Genomic DNA, 24,944 nt, shown 5'->3' with positions numbered 1-24,944 from the left:
TTGATTAATGCAGGGTGAGATAACCCACCCTGCAAAGTATTTAATCCTTACTGTCGCGCCATAATAGTCCGCATTTCAGTTTCCCGATCTTGAATCAAATCGCCACTGACATCCACCATCACACTATAAATCTTCCCCGTAAACTTAAAAGGCGGTTCATAATCCGGTGTAACAGGCGCACCAGGGGCAATTCCACAGGTGACACCACTGGTTAGACCTAGTGCTAAAGGAGTAGTTACAGGCACATCAATCTGCCCGACCAATCTCTCATCAATATACAGTTGGGCGCGTCCTGGTGTTCCTTTTCCCTTGGCTAAATCTGGTTGACCCGTGACTTTAAACTCAAAGCGCAACTGGTGACGACCTACCGGCACAGATGACCCAGATTCAACATGATAGAGCGATCGCCCGACATAATTATGAACCCAGTGCAGTTTACCACTTTGGACATAGAAAGAATAGCCACTATCATTACCCCCGTGTGCCAGTAATATGCCTTCAGCGCCACCTGTGGGAATCTCCACATCAGCCGTAATACTGTGGGGACGATTTAACACCCTCACGGCACTACCGGCGGGAATCGCTTGAGTATCAGGATAGTAAACATAGCGGCTACGATTGACAGCAATTTGCGGGCGTTCCTCCGCGAATCGTTGCACACCACGTCCATCCACAGGCAACACATTATACTTGCCAGCCTCAATATACCAAGTGGCAATCATCTCAATCAACTTAGGACGATTATCAGCCGCAATATTGTGATTTTCCGCAAAATCTGAGGCGACATGATACAGTTCCCAATGATGAGTATCCAAATCCGTCAAAGTTTCCGCCGAAATCGCCTCACCAAAAAACTGCCCCGCTTCTGTAAATGAGGGACCCGGCCAAGGACAAACCGCCCGCCAACCATCATAGTAAAGAGAACGATGTCCCATCATCTCGAAATACTGGGTAATATGCTTAGTGGGGGCGTTACTATGATTAAAAGTATGGGCAAAACTGACACCTTCAATGGGGGATTGAGTCACACCCTTAATAGTTGTCGGTGGTTCAATTTCCAGTAATTCCAGCACCGTCGGCACAAGGTCAATAGCATGAGCGTACTGAGTCCGAATCTCCCCTTTAGCCTCAATACCTTGACTCCAATGCACAATTAAAGGGTCGCTGATTCCCCCCCGATAGGTTTCCCGTTTCCAACGCCTAAAAGGCGTATTTCCTGCCCAAGTCCAGCCCCAAGCATAATGGTTAAAGGTTTCGGCGCTGCCTAGTTTATCCAATGCTTTGAGATTTTCCTCTAGGGATTCTGGCACATTGTTAAAAAACAGGTTTTCATTTACTGAACCAGTCGGTCCCCCTTCCGAACTTGCGCCATTGTCCGAAATCACCATAATGACAGTATTCTCGAACTCACCGATAGATTTAAGAAAATCGAGTAAACGACCGATATGGTAGTCAGTATGGGTTAAAAAACCAGCATATACTTCCATCATTCGGGCATAAAGCCGTTTTTCGGCGGCTGAGAGGGAATCCCAGTGCGGGACATCGGGATCATGACGAGAAAGTTCAGCATCTGCGGGAACAATCCCCATTTCTTGCTGACGGGCAAAAACCTTTTCCCTGTAAGCTTCCCAACCATCATCAAATTGTCCAGCGTAGGCATCAGCCCATTCTTTTGGCACATGATGGGGGGCGTGCATTGCTCCCGGACAAAAATACATGAAAAAAGGCTTATTTGGGGCAATTTGCTTGGCATCAGCGATAAAGCTAATGGCTTTGTCTGCTAAATCTTCCGTTAAATGATAGCCTTCTGCGGGGGTCTTTTCTGGCTTAACGGTGTGGTTATCATAAACCAAATCTGGATAATACTGGTGGGTTTCTCCGCCTAAAAAGCCATAAAAACGCTCAAAACCGCGACCGAGAGGCCAGCGATCATAGGGTCCTGCGGCTGAAAGTTGGTCTGAGGGGGTTAAATGCCATTTTCCTAACGCATAAGTGTTATAACCCTTCTGGAGTAATATCTCTGAGAGAAACCCATTTTCAAAGGGAATATTCCCATTACCTCCGGGATAACCCGTAGACCCTTCTGTAATGCAGGACATGGCGTTAGAATGGTGATTGCGCCCAGTCAGCAAGCAGGAACGGGTGGGAGAACACAGTGCCGTTGTGTGTAGATTATTGTAGCGCAATCCATTAGCGGCTAGTGTGTCTAGGTTGGGTGTTTTGATGGGACTTCCATAATTTCCAAATTGTCCAAAACCTGTATCATCGAAAACGATAAATAGGACGTTTGGTGTATTTTCTTTTGCCCGTAATGGTTCTGGCCAAGCTGGACTGGATTTATCAACTGTGCGGCCGATTACACCGGGGAAGGTGGTTCCGAGTTTGTATTCATGCAGAGACATAAATCTGACCTCTTGAGAATATTTAATTTTTAACAAAAACCCTGAAATTCTATATCTTCTTTAGGAGGGGTTAATTTATAAATTCATGGACTGAATTACCATACTGAGAAAACTAATTAAGGGACTTCTAGTAAATTCCCAATAAATAAATGAACAAACGATAGCGAAGCGTGGCGTTAGCCATACCACAGAGGCACAGAGAACACAGAGAGAGAAGAAATAGAGAGGGTTTTTGGCAAAAAGGGCTATTTAGTTATGAAAAACATCACTCAATTAACTCAGCTAGAATTGGTTTTACTAAAATTAGTTGAGAAAGGAAAAGGTCAATGGAGTTGGTATGAATTAGGGAATGCGCTTTCCCGTCAAGATGTTCCGAGAGAACCTGATATGATGGAGGTTTTAAAAAATATTGCCCATCGCGGGTTAGTCAACCGTTATGTAGAAAAAGATTCACCACGCGATCGCTGGGAATTAACCTTAGAAGGAATTACAGTATTAAAAATGTGATTCTTAGGTTGTGCTTTGCGATCGCCATAGATACTAAATGGGTTCTATAAATACTCCATTAATATCATCAATGCTGGAAGTTTTATCTTTGATTGTTTCACCCTATCTCATTAATCCAATGTTGAATCACATTGAATAAGTTTGATTGATTGGGAAAACCTTTTAATGGTGCGTCTAATGGTTGTTCTGTGATAAAGGCAATGTGTAAGACATCTGTTAGTTTATTGCAGAATTTGATCATTTCTTGATTTGGTTCGCAGTTGTTGATAATTAAGGCTAGGTTTTCGGTTTTTAGATGTTTTTTAATTTGGGGAATTTTGCTTTTGAGTTGAGGTGCGTTGTTAATTTGGGGAATTTCTAGATTTTCGGGACAAGCTGTAAAGTAAATTTGGTTGCAGATTTCTTGAGATATTTCTATGATGTCTGTTTCGTTTTGGAGGGTTTTGAGGTTGAGGGTAAGGGGATAGGTTGTATTTATGGGTTGGAGTTGAGAGATGATTTTAGTAAATTGGAGTTCCCAGATGTTAACCAAATGAGAGTTAGGAGACGCGGTATTATCAGATGCATCTCGATGAGACGTTGGGAGTAGCCATGCGGTATAAAATTCTGCGTAATCCATATTCTCAACACAGTATTCAATAATTTCTAGACAAGAACCGTATGGATCAAGTTCTCTTTGATTTACATAGGGTTTTAAATTTTGAATTATGATTGAAAAAAAATCATGTTTGTTACTTCGCATTAAGAATTGTTTCAAGCTTTCGCGTGCTGCAAAAGAAGTTAAATGATCACGATTCTTTGGTATTAAATTGATAATCGCATATAATAATTCTGTGTCAGAATTATAATTAAGTCCTATTTTTTGAATGAAAGCTTGTAAAATATCTACATCCTTTGAATAAGATAATAAGATTTTTAATTTATCAAAGACATGGTATTTATCATTATTATCAAAATCCGAGTTTATTGTTTTTGGATATATAAGATAATTCTTCAATTCTCTGAAATCCATTTGAAGCAAAAAATCTAAAAAATTACTACCATAATCTAGGTTTAAATTAATAGAGATACCTAGCCATTGATATAATTTATAATAGGTTATTGGATGGTGACTTAACAAATCACCAGGAAATTTTAAATGGTAAGTAACTACTTTAAAGAAACGGTAAGTATATAATTTATTGCCGTTATCGTCATATCCATCTTCAACAATTTCATTAAGAACAGATTCTGGAAACTCTTTCAGTCCAAACCGTGCTAAATTACGTGCTTGGGATGAGTAGAATTCAAAATGCCCAGATACATCATCAAATTTTATTAACGCATTCATAAAATCATCTTTTTGATTCTTGTTTATATCATTTCTACCTAACCACAGTAAAATGACTTCTCTCCATTGCGGCTCAAAAACACGATATTTCGCTTTTACGGGATTGGTAGGAACATGATTTAAAAAATAATGCCAATCATCAATAACTAAAGCTGCAAAATATTCCTGAAAATTAGGATGAAAGAAAGCATAAACATCTCTATCTACCAAATTCAACCAACCTACATCACGAGCTAATTTGAATAACCTCTCAGTCATTACCTCAACTACTAAACTTTTATTAAGCCGAAATCTAGCATCCCTTTTAATTCCTTCTAAAGCTAATTTACCTAATCCTTGGTGTAATTCTTTTTGCAATTCAGGAGAATCTCTTAACTCTTGAGTTTCTGGGGTAGATTTCCAATAATAAAAATACTTAGCGTATAAATCAAAAAGTCCTGCTTTAGTTTCTGGTAATTCTCCATGCTTGTCTTGATAAAAAATCTGACATAACAAAGATAACCTCAAAGGATTAGTAACTAATTCACGAATACGCTCTTTTCCAGGTTCTCTTAATTTTGCCTTGAGTTCTTCACCACGCTGTATTTTATCATCATCACATTTAAACCACTCTTCAATAAATTTATCAATTTGTTCAGGTTTAAATTCTTGAGTTTTATAGGTATCAAAACCAGATAAATCATTATTACTAGGATTTGCATCCCAAACATTTAACCGACAAGTTAAAACTACTCGCGCTTTTCCTAACCAGTCTGTTAATGCTTGAGAAATTTTATTTAATGCTGCTGTTGGTGAAGATTCCCCCATTTCATCAACACCATCTAACAATAACCAAACACCAGGTTTATAAAATCGCGTTTTTAGCTGTTCCTCTATTTCTGAGGTAGGAGTATTATTAACTAATCTCATTGTGTCAGGTAGCCATTTTTTGAGAATATATTCCTCTAATGTCATACCTTGCAAGCTACCGAGAGATATAACAATTGGTAAGTCTTTATTTTCATTTTTGATATATGAAGCAATAGCAGTTAATAAAGTCGTTTTACCTGCTCCCGGTTCTCCAACTGTAGCAATATGCTTGTTTTTTCCCGCAGAATTTTGATTTATTACCTGTTCCAGAAAATCATTATGTTCGTAAATTTTAGCAATGACTTCCTTTTCTAACTGATAAACGTCTCTTCTATCAACATTCTCATCTCGTCTTTGCTGGTGTTTACGTTCGACTAAACCCAGTGGAACAGATGGAAACTTTAACTCAAAACCCATTTCAGAAGCATTTTTTCTGATTTGTTCTTGCTGGTTTTCTAGTTTTGTGTGAAAAATTTTTAGCCAATCATCATCATTTAAAATGGGTGTCTGAACATTAGGATTTTGTTGTAATTTCAACCATTCATTAAATTTTTGATTCCATAGCTGAGTAAAAGTCTGTTCCCAAGGTGATTGACCCTTTTTACTTCGTCCACGTTGAGATTTAAAACCAAACAATTCGCATATTTCACCCAAATAATCTTGTAATACTTGGTCTTCAATACCTAAATATTTAGCAATTTCTGTATTTTTAGATTCGGCATTTTGATGATCAAATCTACCCAAAAATATCTCTCTGTGTTTATGGAATAAGCCGTATTCATTAGCGACTTCCTCTAAAAATCGGTTTCTTAGCTCAATACTGTGTTGGAATGAGTCCATATTATTAGGAATAGATGCTGAATAACTGCAAATACCATTATAGTTGTTAGTTTCTTAATTGTGTGTAATTCTCTCAATTTTATTTGATTTATATTTAATTTATATTTAATTTATATTTAATTACTATTTAATTACTATTTTTTGGATATTTTATTAATTTGTTGATTTTGTCATGATGAATGAGTCCTCAAAAAATAGGTTTTTATTCAGTTATGTTACAAACTAAACTCAACCTTCTCCCCCACTACTACGGTAAACTTGCCAGAGAAAACGGAATCGGATATCTCGAAGATAGTCGCGGTATTAGACTTCCTAGCGTTACCTCAATTTTAAAATCTACCAAACCTCCAGGAGAAAAAGCACAACTCGCAAAATGGCGACAAAAAGTAGGTAATTTTGAAGCTAATCGAATTATCCAAGAATCAAAACAAAGGGGTATTCTCATTCATCAACAAGTTAAAAACTACTTTTTAGATGAGCCTATTATTTGCTCTGAATTTATCAAACCTTATTGGCATAACCTATTACCAATATTGGAAAATATTCATAACATCCGATTAATTGAAGCCAATCTTTTTAATTACTATCTTGGCTATGCTGGTAGAGTTGATTGTGTAGCGAATTATTGCAATATTCCCTGTGTGATTGAATTTAAAACCGCAGAACGCATAAAACCTCTTTATGATGAACCTTTACAACTTGCGGCTTATTGGGGTGCTGTCAATCGTCAATATGGATTAAGAATTAACAATGCTTTAGTAATTGTCACCACTCCAGATGAAGCTATTGTACATTGGTTAGAACCTAAAGACATGATGGAAAAATGGCATCAATGGGAGAAAAAAGCCAACACATTTTGGCCAAACGATGGTACTAATGACAAAATATCACCCTAAAAAATTCTCACACATAAAGCATTAGTAAATCCCTTCTATCGTAATAAGGAGAGAAAATAGAAGGGGAATTAGTACCACCGTGAAATCAAAAGTCAAAAATTCATTGCCCGAATTATCACACCAAGAAAACTAACTAAGCCAATTACAAGTAAAGCCACTCCGATAATTTCCGCACTGTGAGAGGTTTCGTAGGTATAGCGATTATTTTGAATTTGTTTAAGTAACTGACGGTGTTCTCTCAACCCTAAAACCATTCCCAACATTCCCGTCACAATAAAAGACAGTCCCACAATCACCGAAAATCTGACTGGGTTAAGATGATGACTCAGACGAGTATTTTCAATTGCTCTAACAATGGTGGGGATACCAAAACCAAAACCAATTAAGGAAAGACAGGTGCGTATCCACGCCATTAATGTGCGGTCTGCTGCCGCTCGACTGCGGTATTTAGCTAATTCTGTTCTATCTGCTGCTAAATCGTTGGTAGACAATTGTTCAGGTGTTTCTGATTTGATAAGTGGCTGATTCATTGTGGTAAGATGTGCCTGTAAATTACCTCTGAATAATTACTTTTATTGTTGTTTATTGAGTTCTTGAGTCAGAAAATAATTGAGGAAAGTTCTAATTAAAGCAACAATTCCTAATTTTCCTAGAGACTCAAAGGTTGAATGGTAGGTTGTAGAAAGAATATCTGCTCCTAATTGAAATTCTAATGCCAGCACTAGCCAAATTCCAAAGTTGAGCCGGATTTGCAGAAATCTGTTTTGACTATGATGATGGTTCAGAGAAATTGCTATTTTTCCGCTTTTTAATACACCCAATAAAATACAAAAAACAGAAATAGATTCTAGTAAAAATTTCAGCAAAGTCACAACAAATGATAACCCGCTCTCTAGCTGTTCAAATAATGCCATAATTTAGCTTTTTTCACGCTCCAGGCATAGAGATTAATTACAATAGCCTTAGTGAATCAAAGTATTAAATTGGAAAATATAAAATCTCAAACTTTGCGTCTTTGCTCCTTTGTGTCTTTGCGCGAAACATAATTTATACCGCCATTATGTAACGGAAAAAACCGCATTTAGTTAGGTTGTTGCTCTAATTTGCGTTTATTCCAAATTGAGTAAAAACTACCTAGAAATGCTCCTAAAATTACATAAGCTATGAGTGTGGGAATTACCTTTTGTTCTACGTTATTCAAAATGGCGATAAACAAGGCTAAACCAACATTACGAGCAATACAGGAAATTGCTAAAATCGGTTGTGTATCATCATTGTTACCTCCTAAACTGTGTCCTATTGCTAAGGAGGCAATTACCATGATGGTAATAACAACCATTGGTAATCCCCAAACTTTGAAAAATAGGGGAATCCCTAAAATACCAGCCAAAACAACCAGTACGAAAAAAAGACTATTAGCCATAAAATTTAAAGGTTGAGCGATATTTTCGGCAAATTTAGGTACAAACTTTTGCAGCAACAGACCGATACTGACAGGCAATAACTGTACCATGATCACTTGTCGGGTAACTTCTAAAATTGTCACTTTTTCTGAAATATTCTCAAATAGGGTGACAAAAATTTCCAAGGTAATAGGAGTAACGCAGACTGCAAGTATAGCGAGAGTTAGCTGAAAACTCGCTGAGTAGGAAAATCTACATCCAGCCATTTGCGCTCGTTTTGTGGTCAGAGGCGCACCTGGAGAAGCCGCTAACAAGGCTAATCCTGTCATTACTTCTGGGGGTAAGTTAAACAGTTTTAGCAGGACAATAACCACTAGAGGAACTAGCACCACAACGGCTAAAAGCGCCCGGAATAGTAAAGCAGGTTTTCGCCATAGGGAAAGCATTTCCTCAAAACAGAGATTGCTTCCTATGGCTAACATTAAAGAAAAAATCGTGATTTTAACGAAAATCAACAGTAAAGGATGGTGCATAGCTGGAAATTGAACCTCTTTCCTCTGCGTCCTCTGTGCCTCTGTGGTTCGATAAATTACTTCTTAAACCGCAGAGGAAAAAAAGATATTTTTCGGATCACTTGTTAACTACTATTGAGCAAATAATATCTCTTAACCTAACTTTGTATTACTATCCCTGGTCATAGATATCTCCGAAATATTTATTGTGATAATTTTTACTCACGCGGACAAAAGAATCACATAAAAAATCTCTAATTTTTCACTGTTGAAGATAATAATTAAATCTGGTTCGCAATTGTTCAATTGTTAAATCTTGCTTCCAATATTCTATTAAAGCATGACCAAAAGCCCAAGCATTACGATCTGGTGTAGATGGGTTTTCTAACAACAATGGCCATAGAGATAATAAATCAAAGTTGCGGGATTTGGAATTGTCTGTATTTAATAGGGGAAAAAGTTCATAAGCCATTTGTAATTTGCCAATTACTATCGGTAATTGTTCAATGGGAATTTGTTCTGCGAGTAAATAAGCAAGAGTAGGAGAACCTGTTGATAATGTGGAAATAAATTGCAAAACGGGACTTTTTAGTAATGCAGCAATTCCTTGGGTGGTTGTCATCTGAAATGTGTAATGCTCAATAATATTAGCTGCTGCTGTGGTGCGAGTTTCTAAATTCCGTAAAAAGCGAGTTAACCGTAATTGTTTAGCCGGATCTATTGCTGCTAATAATCCTGAAGATAAAGCTTCTATATTCCAAGAATTTCGATTAGTTTTTGGATCATTCGTAACGACAGGTAAAACTAAATTAGCCAAATTTCCTAATAGTTGTTGGCGATATTTTGTCGCTTCTCGAATAGAAATCTCTTTTGGTTTTTCTCCTTTTTCCCAATCATAAGGAGGTTGCCATTCACGGATAGGACGTAAACGATCTACTTGAGTTACAATGGTAATAATCGGTAAATCTGCCACTTCTGATTTTACATCTTGGAGAAAATCTACATCCATTTGTAAAGCTGGATCTAGTGCAGGAGTAACTAATAATAGTAAATCAGCATTACTAGCATAATCAATCACTAAATCTCGCAAATCTTCCCGTTTTACCTGTTCATAACCGGGAGTATCCCAAAGGTTGAGAGTTTCCCCATTTTCCGTTTCCCAATGGTAATTTTGAATTGTATCTGTACTGGGTAAAACATCAACCGCAGCTAATTCATTTTGAAAAAGAGTATTAATTAAACTACTTTTACCTGCACCTGTGCGCCCAATAATGAGAATATTTACGGGTTTTTGGGCAACGATTTCCGGGGGTTCAGCTTGGGTGAGAATGTCCCGCAGGGTTTGGGTTTTAACTTGGGGTAGGGTGGGAATAGGTAATTCAATTTTAGTTCCTGCATAGAGAGCGATCGCTTGTTTACATAAGTTCCGTAAAGCGGCTTCTCGTAATAGTTGACTCAAGTTTATTAATAATTCCTGAGAAGCCCGATTTCCCACACCTTCACTCGCTTTTTTAGCTACCGCAGTGACCGGATTTAATACCCATTGTGCCCAATTCCAAACTTTCCACAATTTACGGGCAGATGGTTCTAATTTGCGATAAACTTCATAGGTTTGATAAGCTTGGCCAACGGTAACTTGATTCAGAACCGGAGATAATTTTTGCATCCATTGATCCATATCATCTACTGTACCCCGAATTAAACCGTAAACTTGGGGAATGTAAATATTTAAAAGCGGATATTTAACTTCAGGGTTATAAATATGAGAAATTGCTACTATTAAATTTTGACATCTCTGCCAAAAAGTTTGCCAATCTTCCCAAATAGGTAAATCATTTGCGGCTGCGGTGAGAATATTTTGTAATGCTGTTTCTACTGCTTTAGTCCTATCTGTTTCGATGACTAAATTATTCTCTGTGGTAGTTTCTAATTCTTCTCGAACTTCTGCAAAAACAGCTTCAATTTGATTTATTGCCGGTTTAGTCCAGCGTACCAGCAACCACCGCCAACCGACAAATACAAATGTAAATACAGCCCAAATCCAACTTAATCCCCAAGCGTGAATTTGCGTTCCTGCGGAAATGAGAAGGAAGGAGATAATTACCGCAATTGGTGAAACTAAGATTATCCATTGCCAGGGTTTTAAACGGATCATTGTTTGATAACTTTTTGGGTTGTGGATGTTGGATTAGTGATTTATTAGTTATTTTACCAGGGAAATTTACCAGAAAAATAACACTCACGGTGGGTGTTGATATCATCAGATGACAAATACGCAAGATAAAGTATGAAGAATGAAGGATTAAATTGATTTTTTTAGTCTTCATTCTCCATCTTTCAACCTTTCCTTAACCGAGCTTTTCATATACTTTGAACATCGGCAAATACATAGCCAGCAAAATTGTCCCCACCATTCCCCCCAGTACCACAATCATTACTGGTTCTAAAATACTGGTGAGTGATTTAACTGCCTGTTCTACTTCATCTTCATAAAAATCGGCGACTTTCATCAACATTGCATCTAGTTGTCCCGTTTCTTCACCAATACTCATCATCTGAATTGCCATAGCTGGAAAAACGTTTTCTGTGAGCAAAGCAACACTAATCATCCCCCCTTGTTGAACCTCTTCACGGGCAGCGTCAATGGCATTAGCAATAACCTGGTTTCCTGATGTATCTCGCACAATTTCTAAACAAGTTAAAATCGGGACTCCAGAGCGAGTCAATGAACCAAAAGTCCGACTAAAACGGGCAATAGCAGATTTTTGAATCAAATCACCAAATAAAGGTAGCTTTAGGGCAATACTATCAATCTGTAACCTACCAACAGGGGTTTTGTAATACTGCTTATAAAGAAACGATAATACAAATAAAATCCCAATAACCAACAAAGACCAATAGCTTCGTAAGACTTTACTACAGGTCATTAAGAATAATGTAAGTGGTGGTAATTCTGCTCCTATGGATACAAAAATATCTGCGAAAATTGGAATCAGAAAAACTGTCATGCCCACAAAGATAGCAGTTGCTAAAAAACCCACAACCACTGGATAAGACATAGCTGATTTAATTTGATTCTGTAATCGTGCCATATCTTCTAATAATTTAGCTAGACGATTTAAGACTTCATCCAACACACCCCCAACTTCGCCAGCTTGTACCATACTCACATACAAACCATCAAAACACTCAGGATGTTTACGCATGGAATCTGAGAGGTTAATTCCAGTCTGAACATCGCCACAAATTTCTACTAAAGCAGCTTTAAGTTTAGGATTACTACATTGCTCAGAAAGTACAGTCAAGCCTCTGACTATGGCTACACCCGCATTTACTAAAGCAGCAAATTGACGGGAAAAAATTGCTTTATCCTTAACAGAAACCTTGACAAAGGAATTCTTAATCTTTTGGATATCGAACCGAGAAGCCAAGCTTTGAGATTCTTTTAAATCTTGAATAATAAAACCTTGATTTATAATATTATTGCGAGCATCAGTCAAGGAATCAGCGGTAAATTTTTCGGTTCTGGATTTTCCTTGAGAATCACGAATACGAGTAACGTAGGTAGGCATAATATTTATTTAAAATTTTAGAATTGGTCAGTTGTTAGTAGGGGCGAAGCATTTGGAAGATAAATTATCGGTCATTGCCAAAAATAGTTCTCCAAATGCTTCGCCCGTACAGTTGTCAGTTGTCATTGGAATAATTCTTTTACCCTGCTCCCTGCTCCCTGCCCCCTGCCTGTTAACGTAATTTAGCTCCTGCTGGGGCTGTTGCACCAATTAGACGCTGGACTTCATCTGGTTTAGAAGTTTTAGATATTGCTGCTTCAAAAGAAATAGTTCCAGCTTTGTACAAATCAGCTAAAACTTTTTCTAGAGTTTGCATTCCCAATTTACCACCCGTCTGAATAGCTGAGTAAATTTGTGCTGTTTTTCCTTCCCGAATTAAGTTAGAAATAGCGGGAGTGATAATCATAATTTCTTGAGCCATTACTCGCCCATATTCACCTGACTTGACATTTTTCTTAGGTACTAAAGTCTGACTAAAAACTGCGACTAAGGAGTTAGACAACTGCACCCGCACCTGAGTTTGTTTTTCTGAGGGAAAAACGTCAATAATCCGGTCAACGGTTTGTGCGGCAGAACTTGTATGTAGTGTACCAAATACCAAGTGACCTGTTTCTGCGGCGGAAATCGCCAACGCAATGGTTTCCAAGTCCCGCATTTCTCCTACCAGAATAATATCGGGATCTTCTCGTAAAGCTGCTTTTAAAGCATTAGCAAAACTCTTCGTATCTTCTCCTAATTGGCGTTGGTGAACTAGGCTTTTGATTGGTTCATAAACAAATTCCACAGGGTCTTCAACTGTTAAAATATGTTCTGCCCTAGTGCGGTTAATTAAGTCAATCATTGCCGCTAGGGTAGTAGTCTTCCCAGAACCAGTTGGACCTGTGACGAGAATTAGTCCTCTAGGTTTTTCCGTCATTTCCCGGACTATATCTGGCAAACCTAATTTTTCAAAGTTAGGAATTTTAGAACTTAATGCTCGTAAACAAGCAGCATAAGCACCACGTTCTTTATAGACATTCACCCGGAACCTAGCTAATCCTTTGACACCGTAAGAACAATCTAATTCCCATGTTTGCTCTAAAGTTTTGCGCTGAGTGTTATTGAGCATACTGAAAATTAGCCTTTGACATTCATCAGCCGTCAATATGTTTTCACCAATAGGTGTCAGACGTCCACTAATCCGAAAATAGGGAGGCAATCCAGCGGATAGGTGCAAGTCTGACCCACCTCTAGTAATCAGTTCTTCCATCAAGTCTTCAATCATCATTTCCATAGTCTGATTTCGTTCCCATTAATTAACAATAAAAAACTTAAAACTCTCAATTCAAAATGTGCGGCTAATCTGTAAAGCAAGGTGTCATACAGTAAGGACAATCTAACCATTCTGGTTGTAATTCCCCACTACAAGTCAGACAAGTCAGACCACTTTTGCGTTTAGCTTTTAATTCAGCCTCTAAACCTTTATCTGTAAGTGTTACTCGCTCTACTTCTTCTAAGGTAGTTGCTCCTTGACGAACTAAGTCCAAACTGTAAGCTAGTAAGGTTTTCATCCCCTCTTCAACAGCTACTTCTTTAATCCTTTCTGTAGGTGCTTCCTTGTTGATCAGAGTTTGTAATTCTTCAGTAATCCGCATTACTTCATAAACCCCACAACGCCCCTTGTAGCCAACACCACCACATTTTTGACAAAGATTTTTATGGCTGGCTATTTCTTCTGGTGGAATAGTATTGGCTTTGTAGAAAGTTACCTGAGCTTCTTGGGAAACGGATAGACCATAGCGAGCTAGTTCTTTAATGGTCGGAGTGTATGCTATACGACATTCAGCACAGACACGACGAACTAGACGTTGTGCTAAAACACCAATTAAAGAACTGGAAATCATGAAAGGTTCAATACCCATTTCTCCCAAGCGAGCGATCGCTCCTGGTGCATCATTAGTGTGTAAAGTAGTTAATACCAAGTGACCGGTTAATGCTGCCTCAATCGCCGTTTTCGCAGTTTCCCGATCCCGTGTTTCCCCCACCAGCAACACATCTGGATCTTGACGCAAGAAAGCCCGCAAGACCGTCGAGAAATCCAACCCCTTTTCCCGAATTACCTGTACTTGAGTAATCCCCGGTAAACTATACTCAATTGGATCTTCTACTGTACTGATATTAATCCCCGGATCATTCTTTTCTGATAGTGCCGAATACAACGAAGTAGTTTTACCCGAACCAGTTGGTCCCGTCACTAAAATCAACCCGAATGGCTTACTAAACATATCCTTAACAATATTTAAGGTTTCTGGGTCAGTAATTAACTTATCCAAACCTAATTGAGTTGTAGAGTTATCTAAAATCCGTACAACAACCTTTTCTCCATAGCGACTAGGTAGAGTATTTACCCGGAAATCTACCTTTCTTCCGGCAAATATCCGGCGAATCCGGCCATCTTGAGGTAAACGTCTTTCAGCAATGTCCAGGTTAGAAATAATTTTAAATCGGGCTGTTACCGCTGGGATAATTTTTTTCGGCATATTATCAAATGCCTCATGTAATACCCCATCCTTACGGAAACGAATCCGTAAATATTCTTCCTGCGGTTCAATGTGAATATCCGAAACACCCTCAGTTAAAGCCTTCAACAAAATCCGATTCACAAGTTTAATGATTGGTGCATGATCAGCACCCTTCATAGCATTATCTAAATCAACATCATTATCACTACTTTCATCTATGTCCAGAGTCCCTAGATTGTCTAAATCACCCTTGACATCATAATTTTTTTGCCGGTCTAATATCTTTCGGCGTGCCGCTTGTTCATTTAAAAATTTGTTAATGATGTCCTGATAATCTTTCTGGGTAATTACCCTGCGTTGAAAAGACAAGCCTTGGGAACGCAAAATCTGATTAAGATCATCAGAAGCATCTAAATTATCTGGATCAACCATAGCCACCAACACATAAGGTGGGCTTTGGTTATCATTTCTTGACAGTGGGATTAAGTGATGCCGACGACAGATATCAACAGGAATGAGGGTTTGAATTAAATTCCCCACGTTTGTTGTATCAATTTCGTAGATTTCGGGATCAAGAGACTCAACGCCGTATAAAATTTTGAGTTCAAATAAATGTTGTTTTTTGTATTCGGTGACCAACTCAGGTGATAATTTTCGCTCAGTAATTGATTCTAATACTTCTGTCAGTGGTTTACCGGACTTGCGGCTGGCAATTACAGCCTGCTTCATTTGTTCATTATTGACATAGCCAGACGTTACTAATTTATTACCGAAAGGCGAAAACTCAGTTCTTGTAGTCAGCGCAGTGCTACGCCGTTGTGGTGATGAGTAAGTCATAAGCAATTGGGTTAGGGTAGAGAAACCTCTTTTTTGAACTACCCCATCTTACTTCGTTGAAGATGGGGTTTCTACATCCCCTTAAATTTCAGTCAACAACCTTTTTACAAAAAGGCAGGAGTTAAGAGGCAGGGGGCAGGAGGTTATGAGTATCAATTAAAACTTTAGTTCTGGGTTTACAGAAAGAATTATACTAAGACACGCAGCGCGTTAGCATAGCGGCACGAAGTACAGTATAAAGCGTCTTTGCTTTAATCCCACTATGAGTAAGGGTGGGTTCCTCCTGCCTCCTGAAATTTAAATTTTCATGGCCGAGAATTAAGTGAGAACAAACAAGGCAAGAGTTTTTTTGAAGATCAAAGCCTTACTGTTCAGCTATTTTGAATTATTTTGTCTTTATTTCCCATTCTATTCACCATTTATCACAATAGAATAATAAGTTGTCGCGCACTTAAATTGTATAATTTGGAGGTGGAAACCCGCCTATAGCCCAGATTGGGTTCAAAAACTAGATGCGTGACAGCTTAGTGGTATCACTTCCTGCCAAAATATTGGTAATTTAAAAAGCAGTCCGTCGTCAGCGGGTTGTTGAAAAGGGGGATTTAAACCCAAAATTAGCTTACTAGCTGAATGCTCGTTAAATTTGTGCTGTTAAAAGCATCTGGAATGAGTAAATAATAGTAAACGAAAATAAACAGGTACACTATATAAGCCAGGAATTAGGCTAATCAACTCAAGATATAGCCAGCAGTTGCTAAAGTCACCGAACACATCTAAGTTTACCTCAAACCATTCTTCTCAGCACTTAAGTGACTGAATTTACCACATACCACATATTCTTATGAAAAGTGACTCCCCGTCCGAAATTAACTCCAACGAACCTGGATACGAGGTTAATGAGCAAGCAGCAAACCAAATAAATGAACAGGGAGATAACATACTCACTGAAGAACATGGCGATGCTACAGCCAACCCTATTGAAGTAGATATCGCTGTTTTAGCAGAGTTAAATCAACAAATTGAAACGCTCAAAACCCAACTAGAAGACCGTAGCACTCAGTATATGCGAATTGCCGCAGATTTTGAGAATTATCGCAAGCGAACTGCCAAAGAAAAAGAAGAAATTGACTTACAGGTAAAGCGAAATACAATTACAGAATTGCTACCTGTTGTAGATAATTTTGAGCGAGCGCGAGCGCACCTCAAACCCCAAGGTGATGGCGAAATGACAATTCATAAGAGTTATCAAGGGGTTTACAAACAGTTGGTGGATTGTTTAAAACGTCTAGGTGTAGCACCCATGCGCCCTGAAGGTCAAGAATTTGACCCAAATTTGCATGAAGCCGTCATGCGAGAACCGACAGATGAACATCCAGAAGGAACAGTTTTAGAAGAGTTAGTTCGCGGCTACTATTTTGGTGAGCGTGTCCTCCGTCATGCCATGGTGAAAGTAGCTGCTCCCAGAGAAGATATATCTTTAGAATCAGAAGATTTGTCTAGCCAAGATAACGGTTAACATGAACTACCCCTGGCTAACTTCGTTTGAGCCAGGGGTTTCTACATCCCCTAGCGGAGCCTGAGATTTTTGACGCTTCGCACGACCTAGTACCGCAGGGCGGAAATAAAGCAACCATATTCAAAGCTTTGGCACTCATGTTTTTGACTTCTAATTTTTCAGTAACTACCGTGCTATTACCGCTGATTATTCGTGTAGTTTCTTGGTGAACAAAGTTCTGACGTTGGTTATTCAACCCACATTCCGCACCCCCCAGTGTCACAATCGGTAATTTCGGATTTTTGAATACATTTAATGATAATTTTGATACAAAACTGTCGAAATCTTAGGTGGCTATCGCCAATCTCAAATCCCCAAACGACCATTTTTCGTTGTGTGACAGTTTAGGGTGCGGAAGGTGGGATTCAAGTATGGCATTGCAACCCACATTCCGCACCCCAAAATGTTACAGAGGGAAATTACGGAGATGAAAATCAAAGGGAGCATCAAAACAAACAGATAAAGTGAAAAAAGGCATTTGAGAAACAGTAAATCACCAAAAATGTCATCAAAATCTATTCTCAATAAGAAGCAATAAGAATGCACACCACCTGGAGAGGTCAATGAATAAGCGAAAGGAGATATTCAAGAAATAATTATAAGTTAGACTAATCAATTAAAGTAAAAAACGAAATTATAGACATAGTAAAATGGAGCTATAAATCAAAGAGATTAGCTCATCTTTACTCATAGAAATTAAATTGATAGAGATGATAATTAGCTGACTAATTGATAGTAACGTAAACAATCATCTGGTAAAAGACTCAAGATAAAATCTCTGTCCTTATTCCAATTAGAAATATGTTTCTCCTGACTGAGTGTAACCAAATGAATACACTGAAAGCATTGAAAAATCCAGCGTAAAGTAGGACGATTAGTTGCTTTGCCTAATTGATTTTTAATTGTTGATTTAGACTCCAAAAGAGCATTTCTAATATGACGTTGAGCCAAAGTATAAACCAGTAGACATAAACCCATAATCATTCCCAAAGACTCTATTCTCTCAGGACTTTTGAGGAAAATACTGTCGGCAAAAAATAATGGGTCTTTGAGAAAACCAAACCCTCTTTCACATGATTGTTGAGCTTTATATTCCCTGAGCATAGAATCATTGCTTAGTTCCTTTGAATCTAAAACATTTGTCGCAATAATAAAACGTCCCGCACTCAGCAATTCTGTATTAATTTTACTTTCATCCTGGGAGACTGTAGCTGATATTTGATAGGATATTTCTCCTGAAGTATCTTTTTTATTAGATTTTACTTGAGTCACCGTACTTTCGTGAATTTGATGATATTTGAATTGTTTTGATAATTTTGATAATGCCTTGATAGCATCTGCAACACATGCAAATCTCTCTTGTGATAACTTTTTCAAATCTTGCACAGCTTTTGATTCTGCTTTGGTAATTTTTTGTGTGAGCTTATGCAGGTCTGATTCTTTTCTTTCTTGACTTTGCACTACTAACCATCTTTGTTCTATCCCTGCATAATTTTGGATTTTTGATGCTAATTTATATCCTGGTATTGTACTATCAATAAATTCTGATTCTGCTAATGTTGATATTAATGATTTTGCTGCTTTTATGCTTAATGGTACTCGACATAACCAACGTAATTCTGACATCATTTTCAGGTTTGATTCTGTATATAAAGCAGCGTCAGCAACCATGAGACTATTAACTTCTAATTGTTTTTGATATTCTACTGCTATTTTACCAAAACATGATGAGTCAGCTTGGTTTCCCGATGCTAGTTTTAAAAATATTGGTATGTCTCCATCTCCTGAACATATCATTTCTATGATAAACTGTTTTAAGTCTGGACGATGGTCACGAGAATAACCGTAGGTGATGGTTATTTCTTTTGGTGATTTTACTGCTAATTCTTCTAATTCTTGGTTATTTCCTACTTTTTGACTCTCAAATATTACGAATGGTAAGCTAGTGTTATACTGCCCATGCACGTGCATTGATGATGAGTCTAGATGTGATGTTGATAGTGATACTCCAAATTTTTGAGCAGCTTTTAAGGCTATGATAAAAAAGATTGTATCTAAGCCTTTTATAAACAGTTTATCCATGACTCTCCCCAATTTATCGTCGTTGAGATATTCTGGTTTTACTCCTGCTCCTATTAAATGCTCACAGGCTATTGTTTCAAAATATTTGGGAAACATATATAACGGTTTGGAGACAAATCCTAACCCGTTTATTATCATGGCTTTTACCACTTGACCTGCATTTACTTTTTCGTCTTTTTCGACTCCTATTAATTCATTTATTATTTCTACTATTCCGATTGAATCTATGATTCCTGCTACTATCCCTAGATGGTCTATGTTCTGAATTTCCATTTCTTGAGGTTTTAATTTCACAACAGTTTCCTCTCATACTTCTGTTGTTATCAATTATTTCTTATTTGGTTATCAATTCATTTTTTTCTTTTGTTACCAAGTTTCACTTTCTCACACCATTTCGCTTTTAATGCTATTTATTATCATTAAGCATCTTAATTTTTGAATTGACTTTAGTTATTATGTACTACTTTAAGGGCTTTTTTGATCTGTGACAGTTTGGGGTGCGGAATGTGGGTTGCAAGAGTGTTAGGATATCGAACATGGGCTGTGTGTGGTTTTCGAGTTGTTATTTTGGAAGACTATAACTCTACTACATCAGCCCTCTCTCTTCATACTCTTTTTTTGGCAGTATTGTTATGGGAAAAGTTATTGGGATTGACTTAGGGACTACGAATAGTTGTGTAGCTGTTTTGGAATCTGGGCAACCAAAAGTAATTGCCAACTCCGAAGGTGGACGCACTACCCCTAGTATTGTAGCCTTTGGTAAAGGGAAAGATCGCCTCATCGGACAATTAGCAAAGCGACAAATTATAACTAATGCCGAAAACACAGTCTACAGTATTAAAAGATTTATCGGTCGTCGCTGGGAAGATACAGAATTAGAGCGCAGTCGCGTCCCTTATAATTGCATCAAAGGAAGAGATAATACCGTTGATGTCCAAATTCGCGGACAAAATTACACACCCCAAGAAATATCCGCTATGGTCTTGAAAAAACTCAAGCAAGACGCGGAAAATTTCTTAGGTGACGAAGTGACAAAAGCCGTAATTACCGTACCAGCATATTTTACAGATGCCCAAAGACAAGCCACAAAAGATGCAGCTACTATTGCTGGACTAGAAGTATTAAGAATTATCAACGAACCTACCGCCGCCGCCCTAGCCTTCGGTCTAGACAAACAAGATCAAGAGCAATTAATTTTAGTATTTGACTTAGGAGGAGGGACATTTGACGTATCTATTCTCCGACTAGGAGATGGAGTTTTTGAAGTTAAAGCCACCTGTGGTAATAATCATCTCGGCGGAGACGACTTTGATAATGCTATTGTTTGCTGGATGGTAGAGCGATTTCTAGCAGAAGAGAAAATAGACATTACCCAAGACAAAATGGCACTCCAACGCCTGCGAGAAGCCGCGGAAAAAGCCAAAGTTGAACTATCTAGCATGGTTATTACCTCCATTAACCTGCCATTTATCACTGCTGATGCTACTGGACCAAAGCATCTGGAAATGGAACTCAGTCGTTCTCAATTTGAAGAACTAACAGGGAGTTTAATCGAGGAGACTATCGCCCCAATGATGCAAGTCCTCAAAGATGCGGAAGTCAAACCGCAGAATATAGATAAGATTATTTCAGTAGGAGGTTCTACCCGCATTCCTGCTGTTCAAAACGCCCTGATCAAATTTTTCAATGGCAAAATCCCAGATCATTCCGTCAACCCTGATGAAGCAGTAGCACTAGGTGCAGCTATCCAAGCCGGAGTTTTGGGAGGAGAATTAAATACCCTATTACTGTTAGATGTCACACCTCTATCTTTAGGGATTGAAACACTAGGAGAAGTATTCACCAAAATTATTGACCGGAATACCACTATTCCCACTAGCAAAGCTCAAATATTTTCTACAGCCGTTGATGGTCAAACCTCCGTAGAAGTCCATGTCCTCCAAGGAGAACGCTCCATGGCCAAGGATAACAAAAGTCTAGGGCAGTTTCTCCTCAGTGGGATTCCTCCTGCTCCTCGCGGCGTTCCCCAAATTGAAGTGGCTTTTGAAATTGATGTGAATGGCATTCTCAAAGTTGCGGCTCAAGATAAAGGTACAGGTAGAGAACAAAGTATTCGGATTACAAGTACAGGCGGTTTAAGTAACAACGAAATTGAGCAAATGCGGCAACAAGCTAAGTTATTTTCCGAAGAAGATCAAAGACGTAAAGAACTGGTGAAACTCAAAAACCAAGCGAATAATCTCTTGTTTACTTATGCTTCAACATTACGGGATAATGCCAATTTAGTCAGTGAGAAGTTGATAGCTTTGGCTAATCAGAAAGTTGAACAATTGCAAACGGCAATGAACAATCCGAATATGTCCCCCACACAGTTGAAGACCCTTTTAGAGGATTTCCAGCAAACTATCTTTGCTATTGGTACAAATGTTTATAACCAGGTTGATAATAAAGATTTAAAATCAGAAGCTGCCACGCAAATAAATCTTACCGAAGAATAGACCTCTTGCTTCAAGCAACACACAAATACCTCAATTCAACATTAATTTAGATCAGGAAAATAACTCACAAGCTGATTTTAACAACATCCAACTCGCACTGCTGTGGTTGCTGTCTCAGTGCGATTCGTTACTCCTAATCTATTTAATACTTGTATGAATTTACTGTAAAGAAATGTGTTTCTCAAGTAGTCATTTAGAGAAGCAAGGATATATTTTCTTCATCTACCAGGGAACACAAGAGCTTGTATCACAGATAGAACTAAAAGTATAGGTCGGGTTTTCCACATTTAATGGTACGGCTAGTTCCTATAATCAAGAGGTGGGTTTTTCGACATCTGAATAGCACAATAATAAAAGATTAATCATCGGTGAGAGCAAACACTAGCAAAAAAATATTGGTAAAATTAATTATTAACAAAAATTAAACTAAAGAGCATGACTTAGCGTGACCCCACGCTATTGGCATTCCTAAATTTCTGTATTCTTGTTAAAGTGTTACCTTAAACCTATTAGTTACTGTTTTCCGTACTTCTGCTTCCTTATAATTCTTAACCTTGCTATATGGCCCGAGACTATTATGAAACCCTGGGTGTCTCTCGTGACGCCGACAAAGAAGAGATTAAACAGGCTTATCGCCGCCTAGCCCGAAAATATCACCCAGATGTGAATAAAGAATCTGGGGCAGAGGAACGATTCAAAGAAATTAACCGCGCCTACGAAGTGCTATCAGAGCCGGAGGTTCGCGCTCGTTACGACCGCTTTGGTGAAGCTGGTGTTTCCGGTGCGGCTGCGGCTGGCGCTGGTTTCCAAGATATGGGAGATATGGGTGGTTTTGCCGATATCTTTGAAAGTATTTTCAGCGGCTTTGCTGGTGCTCCAGGTGGACAACCCCAACAAAGACGGCGTGGTGGACCAGTGCGGGGTGATGATCTCCGGCTAGACCTGAAATTAGATTTTCGGGAAGCGGTATTTGGTGGGGAAAAGGAAATTCGCATTTCCCATTTAGAAACTTGTGAAGTTTGTAATGGTTCTGGTGCTAAATCAGGAACTCGTCCTCGGACTTGCAGCACTTGTAGCGGCTCAGGTCAAGTTAGAAGGGTAACAAGAACTCCTTTTGGTAGCTTTACCCAAGTATCAACTTGTCCCACCTGTGATGGCACAGGAACAGTGGTGGAAGATAAGTGTAATGCTTGTGATGGTAAGGGCGCAAATCAGGTTACAAAGAAACTGAAAATTAATGTTCCCGCCGGTGTGGACAATGGCACAAGACTACGGATTTCCCAAGAAGGAGATGCGGGTCAACGGAATGGTCCTCCAGGTGATTTATACGTTTACTTGTTTGTCAATGAAGATGAAGAATTTCATCGTGAGGGCATTAATGTTAACTCGGAAATTAAAATTAGCTACTTACAAGCGATTTTAGGTTGCCGATTGGAGGTAAATACGGTAGATGGACCTGTGGAGTTAATTATTCCCTCTGGAACTCAACCGAATACAATCATGAAATTGGAAAATCGTGGTGTTCCCCGTCTGGGTAATCCTGTGAGTCGTGGTGATCATCTGTTGACGGTGTTAATTGATATCCCCACTAAGATCATCCCAGAGGAACGGGAATTGCTAGAGAAGTTGGCTAAAATTAAGGGAGACAGAACTGGTAAGGGTGGTTTAGAAGGATTCTTAGGAGGCTTGTTTAAGTCATGATTGGGTCTTCTGTATTCACCCCTGATGCTCAACTCGATTTACGTGGTACTCCTTGCCCGATTAATTTTGTGCGGACAAAATTATTTCTGGAAAAGATGCCTCCTGGCGATTTGTTGGAAGTCTGGTTAGATCCCGGTGAACCGATAGAACAAGTTCCTGATAGTCTAACAATGGCTGGTTATCAAGTGGAACAAATTACAGATTGTACTGGCTATTTTTCCCTGGTTATCCGTCGTCCGGTTACTGTGGCATGACAGGGGAAAATATTTCTACTAAACAGTTATTGGGTACGGTGTTAGCTGTACAGGCGAATTTTTATCGAGTACAGATGGATGAGGAGGCAGGGGAGCAGGGGAGCAGGGGAGCAGGGGAGCAGGGGAGTAGGGAGAAGATTTTTCCCAATCACCAATCACCAATCACCAATCACCAGTCACCAGTCACCAATCCCCCTATCCTCCTCTGCACAAGAAGAACGCGCTTAAAAAAGATTGGTCAGCAGGTGATGGTGGGCGATCGCGTAATTGTGGAAGAACCAGATTGGGCGGGGGGACGAGGGGCTGTGGGTGAGGTTTTACCCCGTCATAGCCAATTAAATCGCCCAGCGATCGCTAATGTCAATCAAATTCTCCTGGTTTTTGCGGTGGCTGACCCGCCTTTAGAACCTATTCAATTGAGTAGATTTCTAATTAAGGCTGAGTCTACAGGCGTTGATGTGCTGTTATGTTTGAATAAATGTGATTTAGTTTCTTTAGAAGAAAAACAGCAAATTAGCGATCGCTTACTGGCTTGGGGTTATCAACCTTTATTTATTAGCGTTCAAAATAGCATTAACATTGACCAAATAGCCACATATTTGCAGGATAAAATTACGGTGATTGCTGGTCCTTCTGGTGTGGGAAAATCCAGCTTGATTAATAGTTTGATTCCCGATATCAACCTGCGCGTGGGGGAAGTTTCCGGTAAATTAGCCCGTGGTCGCCATACTACCCGTCATGTAGAATTATTTGAAATGCCTACAGGTGGGTTATTAGCAGATACTCCCGGTTTTAATCAACCTGATTTAGATTGTAGCCCTGAAGAGTTAATTCACTATTTCCCAGAAGCAAGAGAACGCCTAGCTGTTGCCCATTGTCGCTTTAGTGATTGTATCCATAAGGATGAGCCAGACTGTGCTGTGAGTGGCGACTGGGAACGATATCAGCATTATTTAGAATTTCTGGATGATGCTTTAGCCCATCAAAACCAGACTAACCAACAAGCTGACCCCGAATCAAGTCTGAAATTAATATCTAAAGGTAAAGGTCAGAGTCAGTACGAACCAAAACTGGAAAGTAAAAAATATCGCCGAATTTCTCGAAAGACTCAATTGCAAGACTTACAAAATTTATATCAAGACAGTGAAGATTGATTCTAGATAAATTTCATATCCCCGACTTCTTCAAGAAGTCGGGGATATTGG

The 24,944-nt window shown here is 38.8% G+C and carries 18 protein-coding genes and 1 pseudogene; 8 read left to right on the top strand and 11 right to left on the bottom strand.

Annotation, left to right across the window (positions count from 1 at the left end):
- Positions 1-47: 47 nt before the first annotated feature.
- Positions 48-2,402: an arylsulfatase gene (locus HGD76_RS23975; protein ID WP_168697249.1), complete on the bottom strand. Its 2,355-nt coding sequence runs from the start codon at positions 2,400-2,402 to the stop codon at positions 48-50.
- 255 nt (positions 2,403-2,657) lie between these two features.
- Between HGD76_RS23975 and HGD76_RS23970 the strand changes: the two genes are divergently transcribed.
- Entirely contained in the window at positions 2,658-2,909 is a 252-nt protein-coding gene (locus tag HGD76_RS23970) for a hypothetical protein (protein ID WP_168697248.1), read from the top strand.
- 97 nt (positions 2,910-3,006) lie between these two features.
- Here HGD76_RS23970 and HGD76_RS23965 read toward each other — a convergent pair whose 3' ends face one another.
- Positions 3,007-5,928 carry an NACHT domain-containing protein gene (locus HGD76_RS23965; protein WP_168697554.1) on the bottom strand — a complete coding sequence of 974 codons (2,922 nt, stop codon included), beginning with the start codon at positions 5,926-5,928 and terminating at the stop codon, positions 3,007-3,009.
- Between the two features lie 212 nt (positions 5,929-6,140).
- On the opposite strand from HGD76_RS23965, the gene HGD76_RS23960 reads away from it, so the two are divergent.
- Positions 6,141-6,824, top strand: a complete 684-nt coding sequence (locus HGD76_RS23960) for a PD-(D/E)XK nuclease family protein (RefSeq protein ID WP_168697247.1) — start codon at positions 6,141-6,143, stop codon at positions 6,822-6,824.
- Between the two features lie 92 nt (positions 6,825-6,916).
- Here HGD76_RS23960 and HGD76_RS23955 read toward each other — a convergent pair whose 3' ends face one another.
- From HGD76_RS23955 to HGD76_RS23935, 5 genes are all read right to left on the bottom strand, one after another.
- On the bottom strand, positions 6,917-7,354 hold the full coding sequence (locus tag HGD76_RS23955; protein WP_168697246.1) for a YidH family protein: 438 nt from the start codon (positions 7,352-7,354) through the stop codon (positions 6,917-6,919).
- A 42-nt stretch (positions 7,355-7,396) separates the two neighbouring features.
- Entirely contained in the window at positions 7,397-7,738 is a 342-nt protein-coding gene (locus HGD76_RS23950; protein ID WP_168697245.1) for a DUF1622 domain-containing protein, read from the bottom strand.
- A 167-nt stretch (positions 7,739-7,905) separates the two neighbouring features.
- Entirely contained in the window at positions 7,906-8,760 is an 855-nt protein-coding gene (locus HGD76_RS23945; protein WP_168697244.1) for a bile acid:sodium symporter family protein, read from the bottom strand.
- Positions 8,761-9,001: 241 nt separating this feature from the next.
- Positions 9,002-10,894 carry a GTPase family protein gene (locus tag HGD76_RS23940; protein ID WP_168697243.1) on the bottom strand — a complete coding sequence of 631 codons (1,893 nt, stop codon included), beginning with the start codon at positions 10,892-10,894 and terminating at the stop codon, positions 9,002-9,004.
- A 193-nt stretch (positions 10,895-11,087) separates the two neighbouring features.
- Positions 11,088-12,311, bottom strand: a complete 1,224-nt coding sequence (locus tag HGD76_RS23935; protein WP_148765087.1) for a type II secretion system F family protein — start codon at positions 12,309-12,311, stop codon at positions 11,088-11,090.
- Positions 12,312-12,342: 31 nt separating this feature from the next.
- Here HGD76_RS23935 and HGD76_RS23930 point away from each other — a divergent pair, with 31 nt between their 5' ends.
- Positions 12,343-12,492 carry a hypothetical protein gene (locus HGD76_RS23930; RefSeq protein WP_168204467.1) on the top strand — a complete coding sequence of 50 codons (150 nt, stop codon included), beginning with the start codon at positions 12,343-12,345 and terminating at the stop codon, positions 12,490-12,492.
- On the opposite strand, the gene HGD76_RS23925 is transcribed toward HGD76_RS23930, so the two are convergent.
- Both HGD76_RS23925 and HGD76_RS23920 read right to left on the bottom strand, forming a co-directional pair.
- Positions 12,484-13,584, bottom strand: coding sequence for a type IV pilus twitching motility protein PilT (locus HGD76_RS23925; RefSeq protein WP_148765085.1), 1,101 nt, complete (start codon positions 13,582-13,584; stop codon positions 12,484-12,486). The two genes, HGD76_RS23930 and HGD76_RS23925, sit on opposite strands and share 9 nt — an antisense overlap.
- 64 nt (positions 13,585-13,648) lie before the next feature.
- Positions 13,649-15,649 carry a GspE/PulE family protein gene (locus tag HGD76_RS23920; protein WP_168697242.1) on the bottom strand — a complete coding sequence of 667 codons (2,001 nt, stop codon included), beginning with the start codon at positions 15,647-15,649 and terminating at the stop codon, positions 13,649-13,651.
- Between the two features lie 841 nt (positions 15,650-16,490).
- Between HGD76_RS23920 and grpE the strand changes: the two genes are divergently transcribed.
- Positions 16,491-17,165 carry a nucleotide exchange factor GrpE gene (grpE, locus tag HGD76_RS23915; RefSeq protein WP_148765081.1) on the top strand — a complete coding sequence of 225 codons (675 nt, stop codon included), beginning with the start codon at positions 16,491-16,493 and terminating at the stop codon, positions 17,163-17,165.
- A 124-nt stretch (positions 17,166-17,289) separates the two neighbouring features.
- Here grpE and HGD76_RS26420 read toward each other — a convergent pair.
- A pseudogene (locus HGD76_RS26420) lies at positions 17,290-17,394 on the bottom strand (zinc ribbon domain-containing protein); the annotation flags it as partial.
- Positions 17,395-17,921: 527 nt separating this feature from the next.
- Positions 17,922-19,559, bottom strand: a complete 1,638-nt coding sequence (locus HGD76_RS23910; RefSeq protein ID WP_168697441.1) for an IS1634 family transposase — start codon at positions 19,557-19,559, stop codon at positions 17,922-17,924.
- A 359-nt stretch (positions 19,560-19,918) separates the two neighbouring features.
- Here HGD76_RS23910 and dnaK point away from each other — a divergent pair, with 359 nt between their 5' ends.
- The 4 genes from dnaK (at position 19,919) to rsgA (ending at position 24,893) form a co-directional block, all read left to right on the top strand.
- Positions 19,919-21,784 carry a molecular chaperone DnaK gene (gene dnaK / locus HGD76_RS23905; protein ID WP_168697241.1) on the top strand — a complete coding sequence of 622 codons (1,866 nt, stop codon included), beginning with the start codon at positions 19,919-19,921 and terminating at the stop codon, positions 21,782-21,784.
- A gap of 561 nt (positions 21,785-22,345) precedes the next feature.
- Positions 22,346-23,485, top strand: coding sequence for a molecular chaperone DnaJ (gene dnaJ, locus HGD76_RS23900; RefSeq protein ID WP_168697240.1), 1,140 nt, complete (start codon positions 22,346-22,348; stop codon positions 23,483-23,485).
- On the top strand, positions 23,482-23,739 hold the full coding sequence (locus HGD76_RS23895; protein WP_027401832.1) for a sulfurtransferase TusA family protein: 258 nt from the start codon (positions 23,482-23,484) through the stop codon (positions 23,737-23,739). The genes dnaJ and HGD76_RS23895 overlap by 4 nt, the downstream gene beginning before the upstream one ends.
- Positions 23,736-24,893, top strand: coding sequence for a small ribosomal subunit biogenesis GTPase RsgA (gene rsgA, locus HGD76_RS23890; RefSeq protein WP_168697239.1), 1,158 nt, complete (start codon positions 23,736-23,738; stop codon positions 24,891-24,893). Before HGD76_RS23895 ends, rsgA begins: the two co-directional genes overlap by 4 nt.
- Positions 24,894-24,944: the final 51 nt, after the last annotated feature.

Origin of the sequence: Dolichospermum flos-aquae CCAP 1403/13F (genome assembly GCF_012516395.1) — a bacterium.
Lineage (GTDB): Bacteria > Cyanobacteriota > Cyanobacteriia > Cyanobacteriales > Nostocaceae > Dolichospermum > Dolichospermum lemmermannii.
This window is presented reverse-complemented; position numbering and strand designations above follow the sequence as displayed.

Excerpts from the sequence above, each read along its gene's own strand:
- HGD76_RS23965 (WP_168697554.1), bottom strand. The coding sequence starts at position 5,928 with ATGGACTCATTCCAACACAGTATTGAGCTAAGAAACCGATTTTTAGAG.
- HGD76_RS23940 (WP_168697243.1), bottom strand. The coding sequence starts at position 10,894 with ATGATCCGTTTAAAACCCTGGCAATGGATAATCTTAGTTTCACCAATT.
- HGD76_RS23975 (WP_168697249.1), bottom strand. The coding sequence starts at position 2,402 with ATGTCTCTGCATGAATACAAACTCGGAACCACCTTCCCCGGTGTAATC.
- HGD76_RS23945 (WP_168697244.1), bottom strand. The coding sequence starts at position 8,760 with ATGCACCATCCTTTACTGTTGATTTTCGTTAAAATCACGATTTTTTCT.
- HGD76_RS23910 (WP_168697441.1), bottom strand. The coding sequence starts at position 19,559 with ATGGAAATTCAGAACATAGACCATCTAGGGATAGTAGCAGGAATCATA.
- HGD76_RS23920 (WP_168697242.1), bottom strand. The coding sequence starts at position 15,649 with ATGACTTACTCATCACCACAACGGCGTAGCACTGCGCTGACTACAAGA.
- dnaK (WP_168697241.1), top strand. The coding sequence starts at position 19,919 with ATGGGAAAAGTTATTGGGATTGACTTAGGGACTACGAATAGTTGTGTA.
- HGD76_RS23950 (WP_168697245.1), bottom strand. The coding sequence starts at position 7,738 with ATGGCATTATTTGAACAGCTAGAGAGCGGGTTATCATTTGTTGTGACT.
- HGD76_RS23895 (WP_027401832.1), top strand. The coding sequence starts at position 23,482 with ATGATTGGGTCTTCTGTATTCACCCCTGATGCTCAACTCGATTTACGT.
- HGD76_RS23955 (WP_168697246.1), bottom strand. The coding sequence starts at position 7,354 with ATGAATCAGCCACTTATCAAATCAGAAACACCTGAACAATTGTCTACC.
- rsgA (WP_168697239.1), top strand. The coding sequence starts at position 23,736 with ATGACAGGGGAAAATATTTCTACTAAACAGTTATTGGGTACGGTGTTA.
- dnaJ (WP_168697240.1), top strand. The coding sequence starts at position 22,346 with ATGGCCCGAGACTATTATGAAACCCTGGGTGTCTCTCGTGACGCCGAC.
- HGD76_RS23925 (WP_148765085.1), bottom strand. The coding sequence starts at position 13,584 with ATGGAAATGATGATTGAAGACTTGATGGAAGAACTGATTACTAGAGGT.
- HGD76_RS23935 (WP_148765087.1), bottom strand. The coding sequence starts at position 12,311 with ATGCCTACCTACGTTACTCGTATTCGTGATTCTCAAGGAAAATCCAGA.
- HGD76_RS23960 (WP_168697247.1), top strand. The coding sequence starts at position 6,141 with ATGTTACAAACTAAACTCAACCTTCTCCCCCACTACTACGGTAAACTT.
- HGD76_RS23970 (WP_168697248.1), top strand. The coding sequence starts at position 2,658 with ATGAAAAACATCACTCAATTAACTCAGCTAGAATTGGTTTTACTAAAA.
- grpE (WP_148765081.1), top strand. The coding sequence starts at position 16,491 with ATGAAAAGTGACTCCCCGTCCGAAATTAACTCCAACGAACCTGGATAC.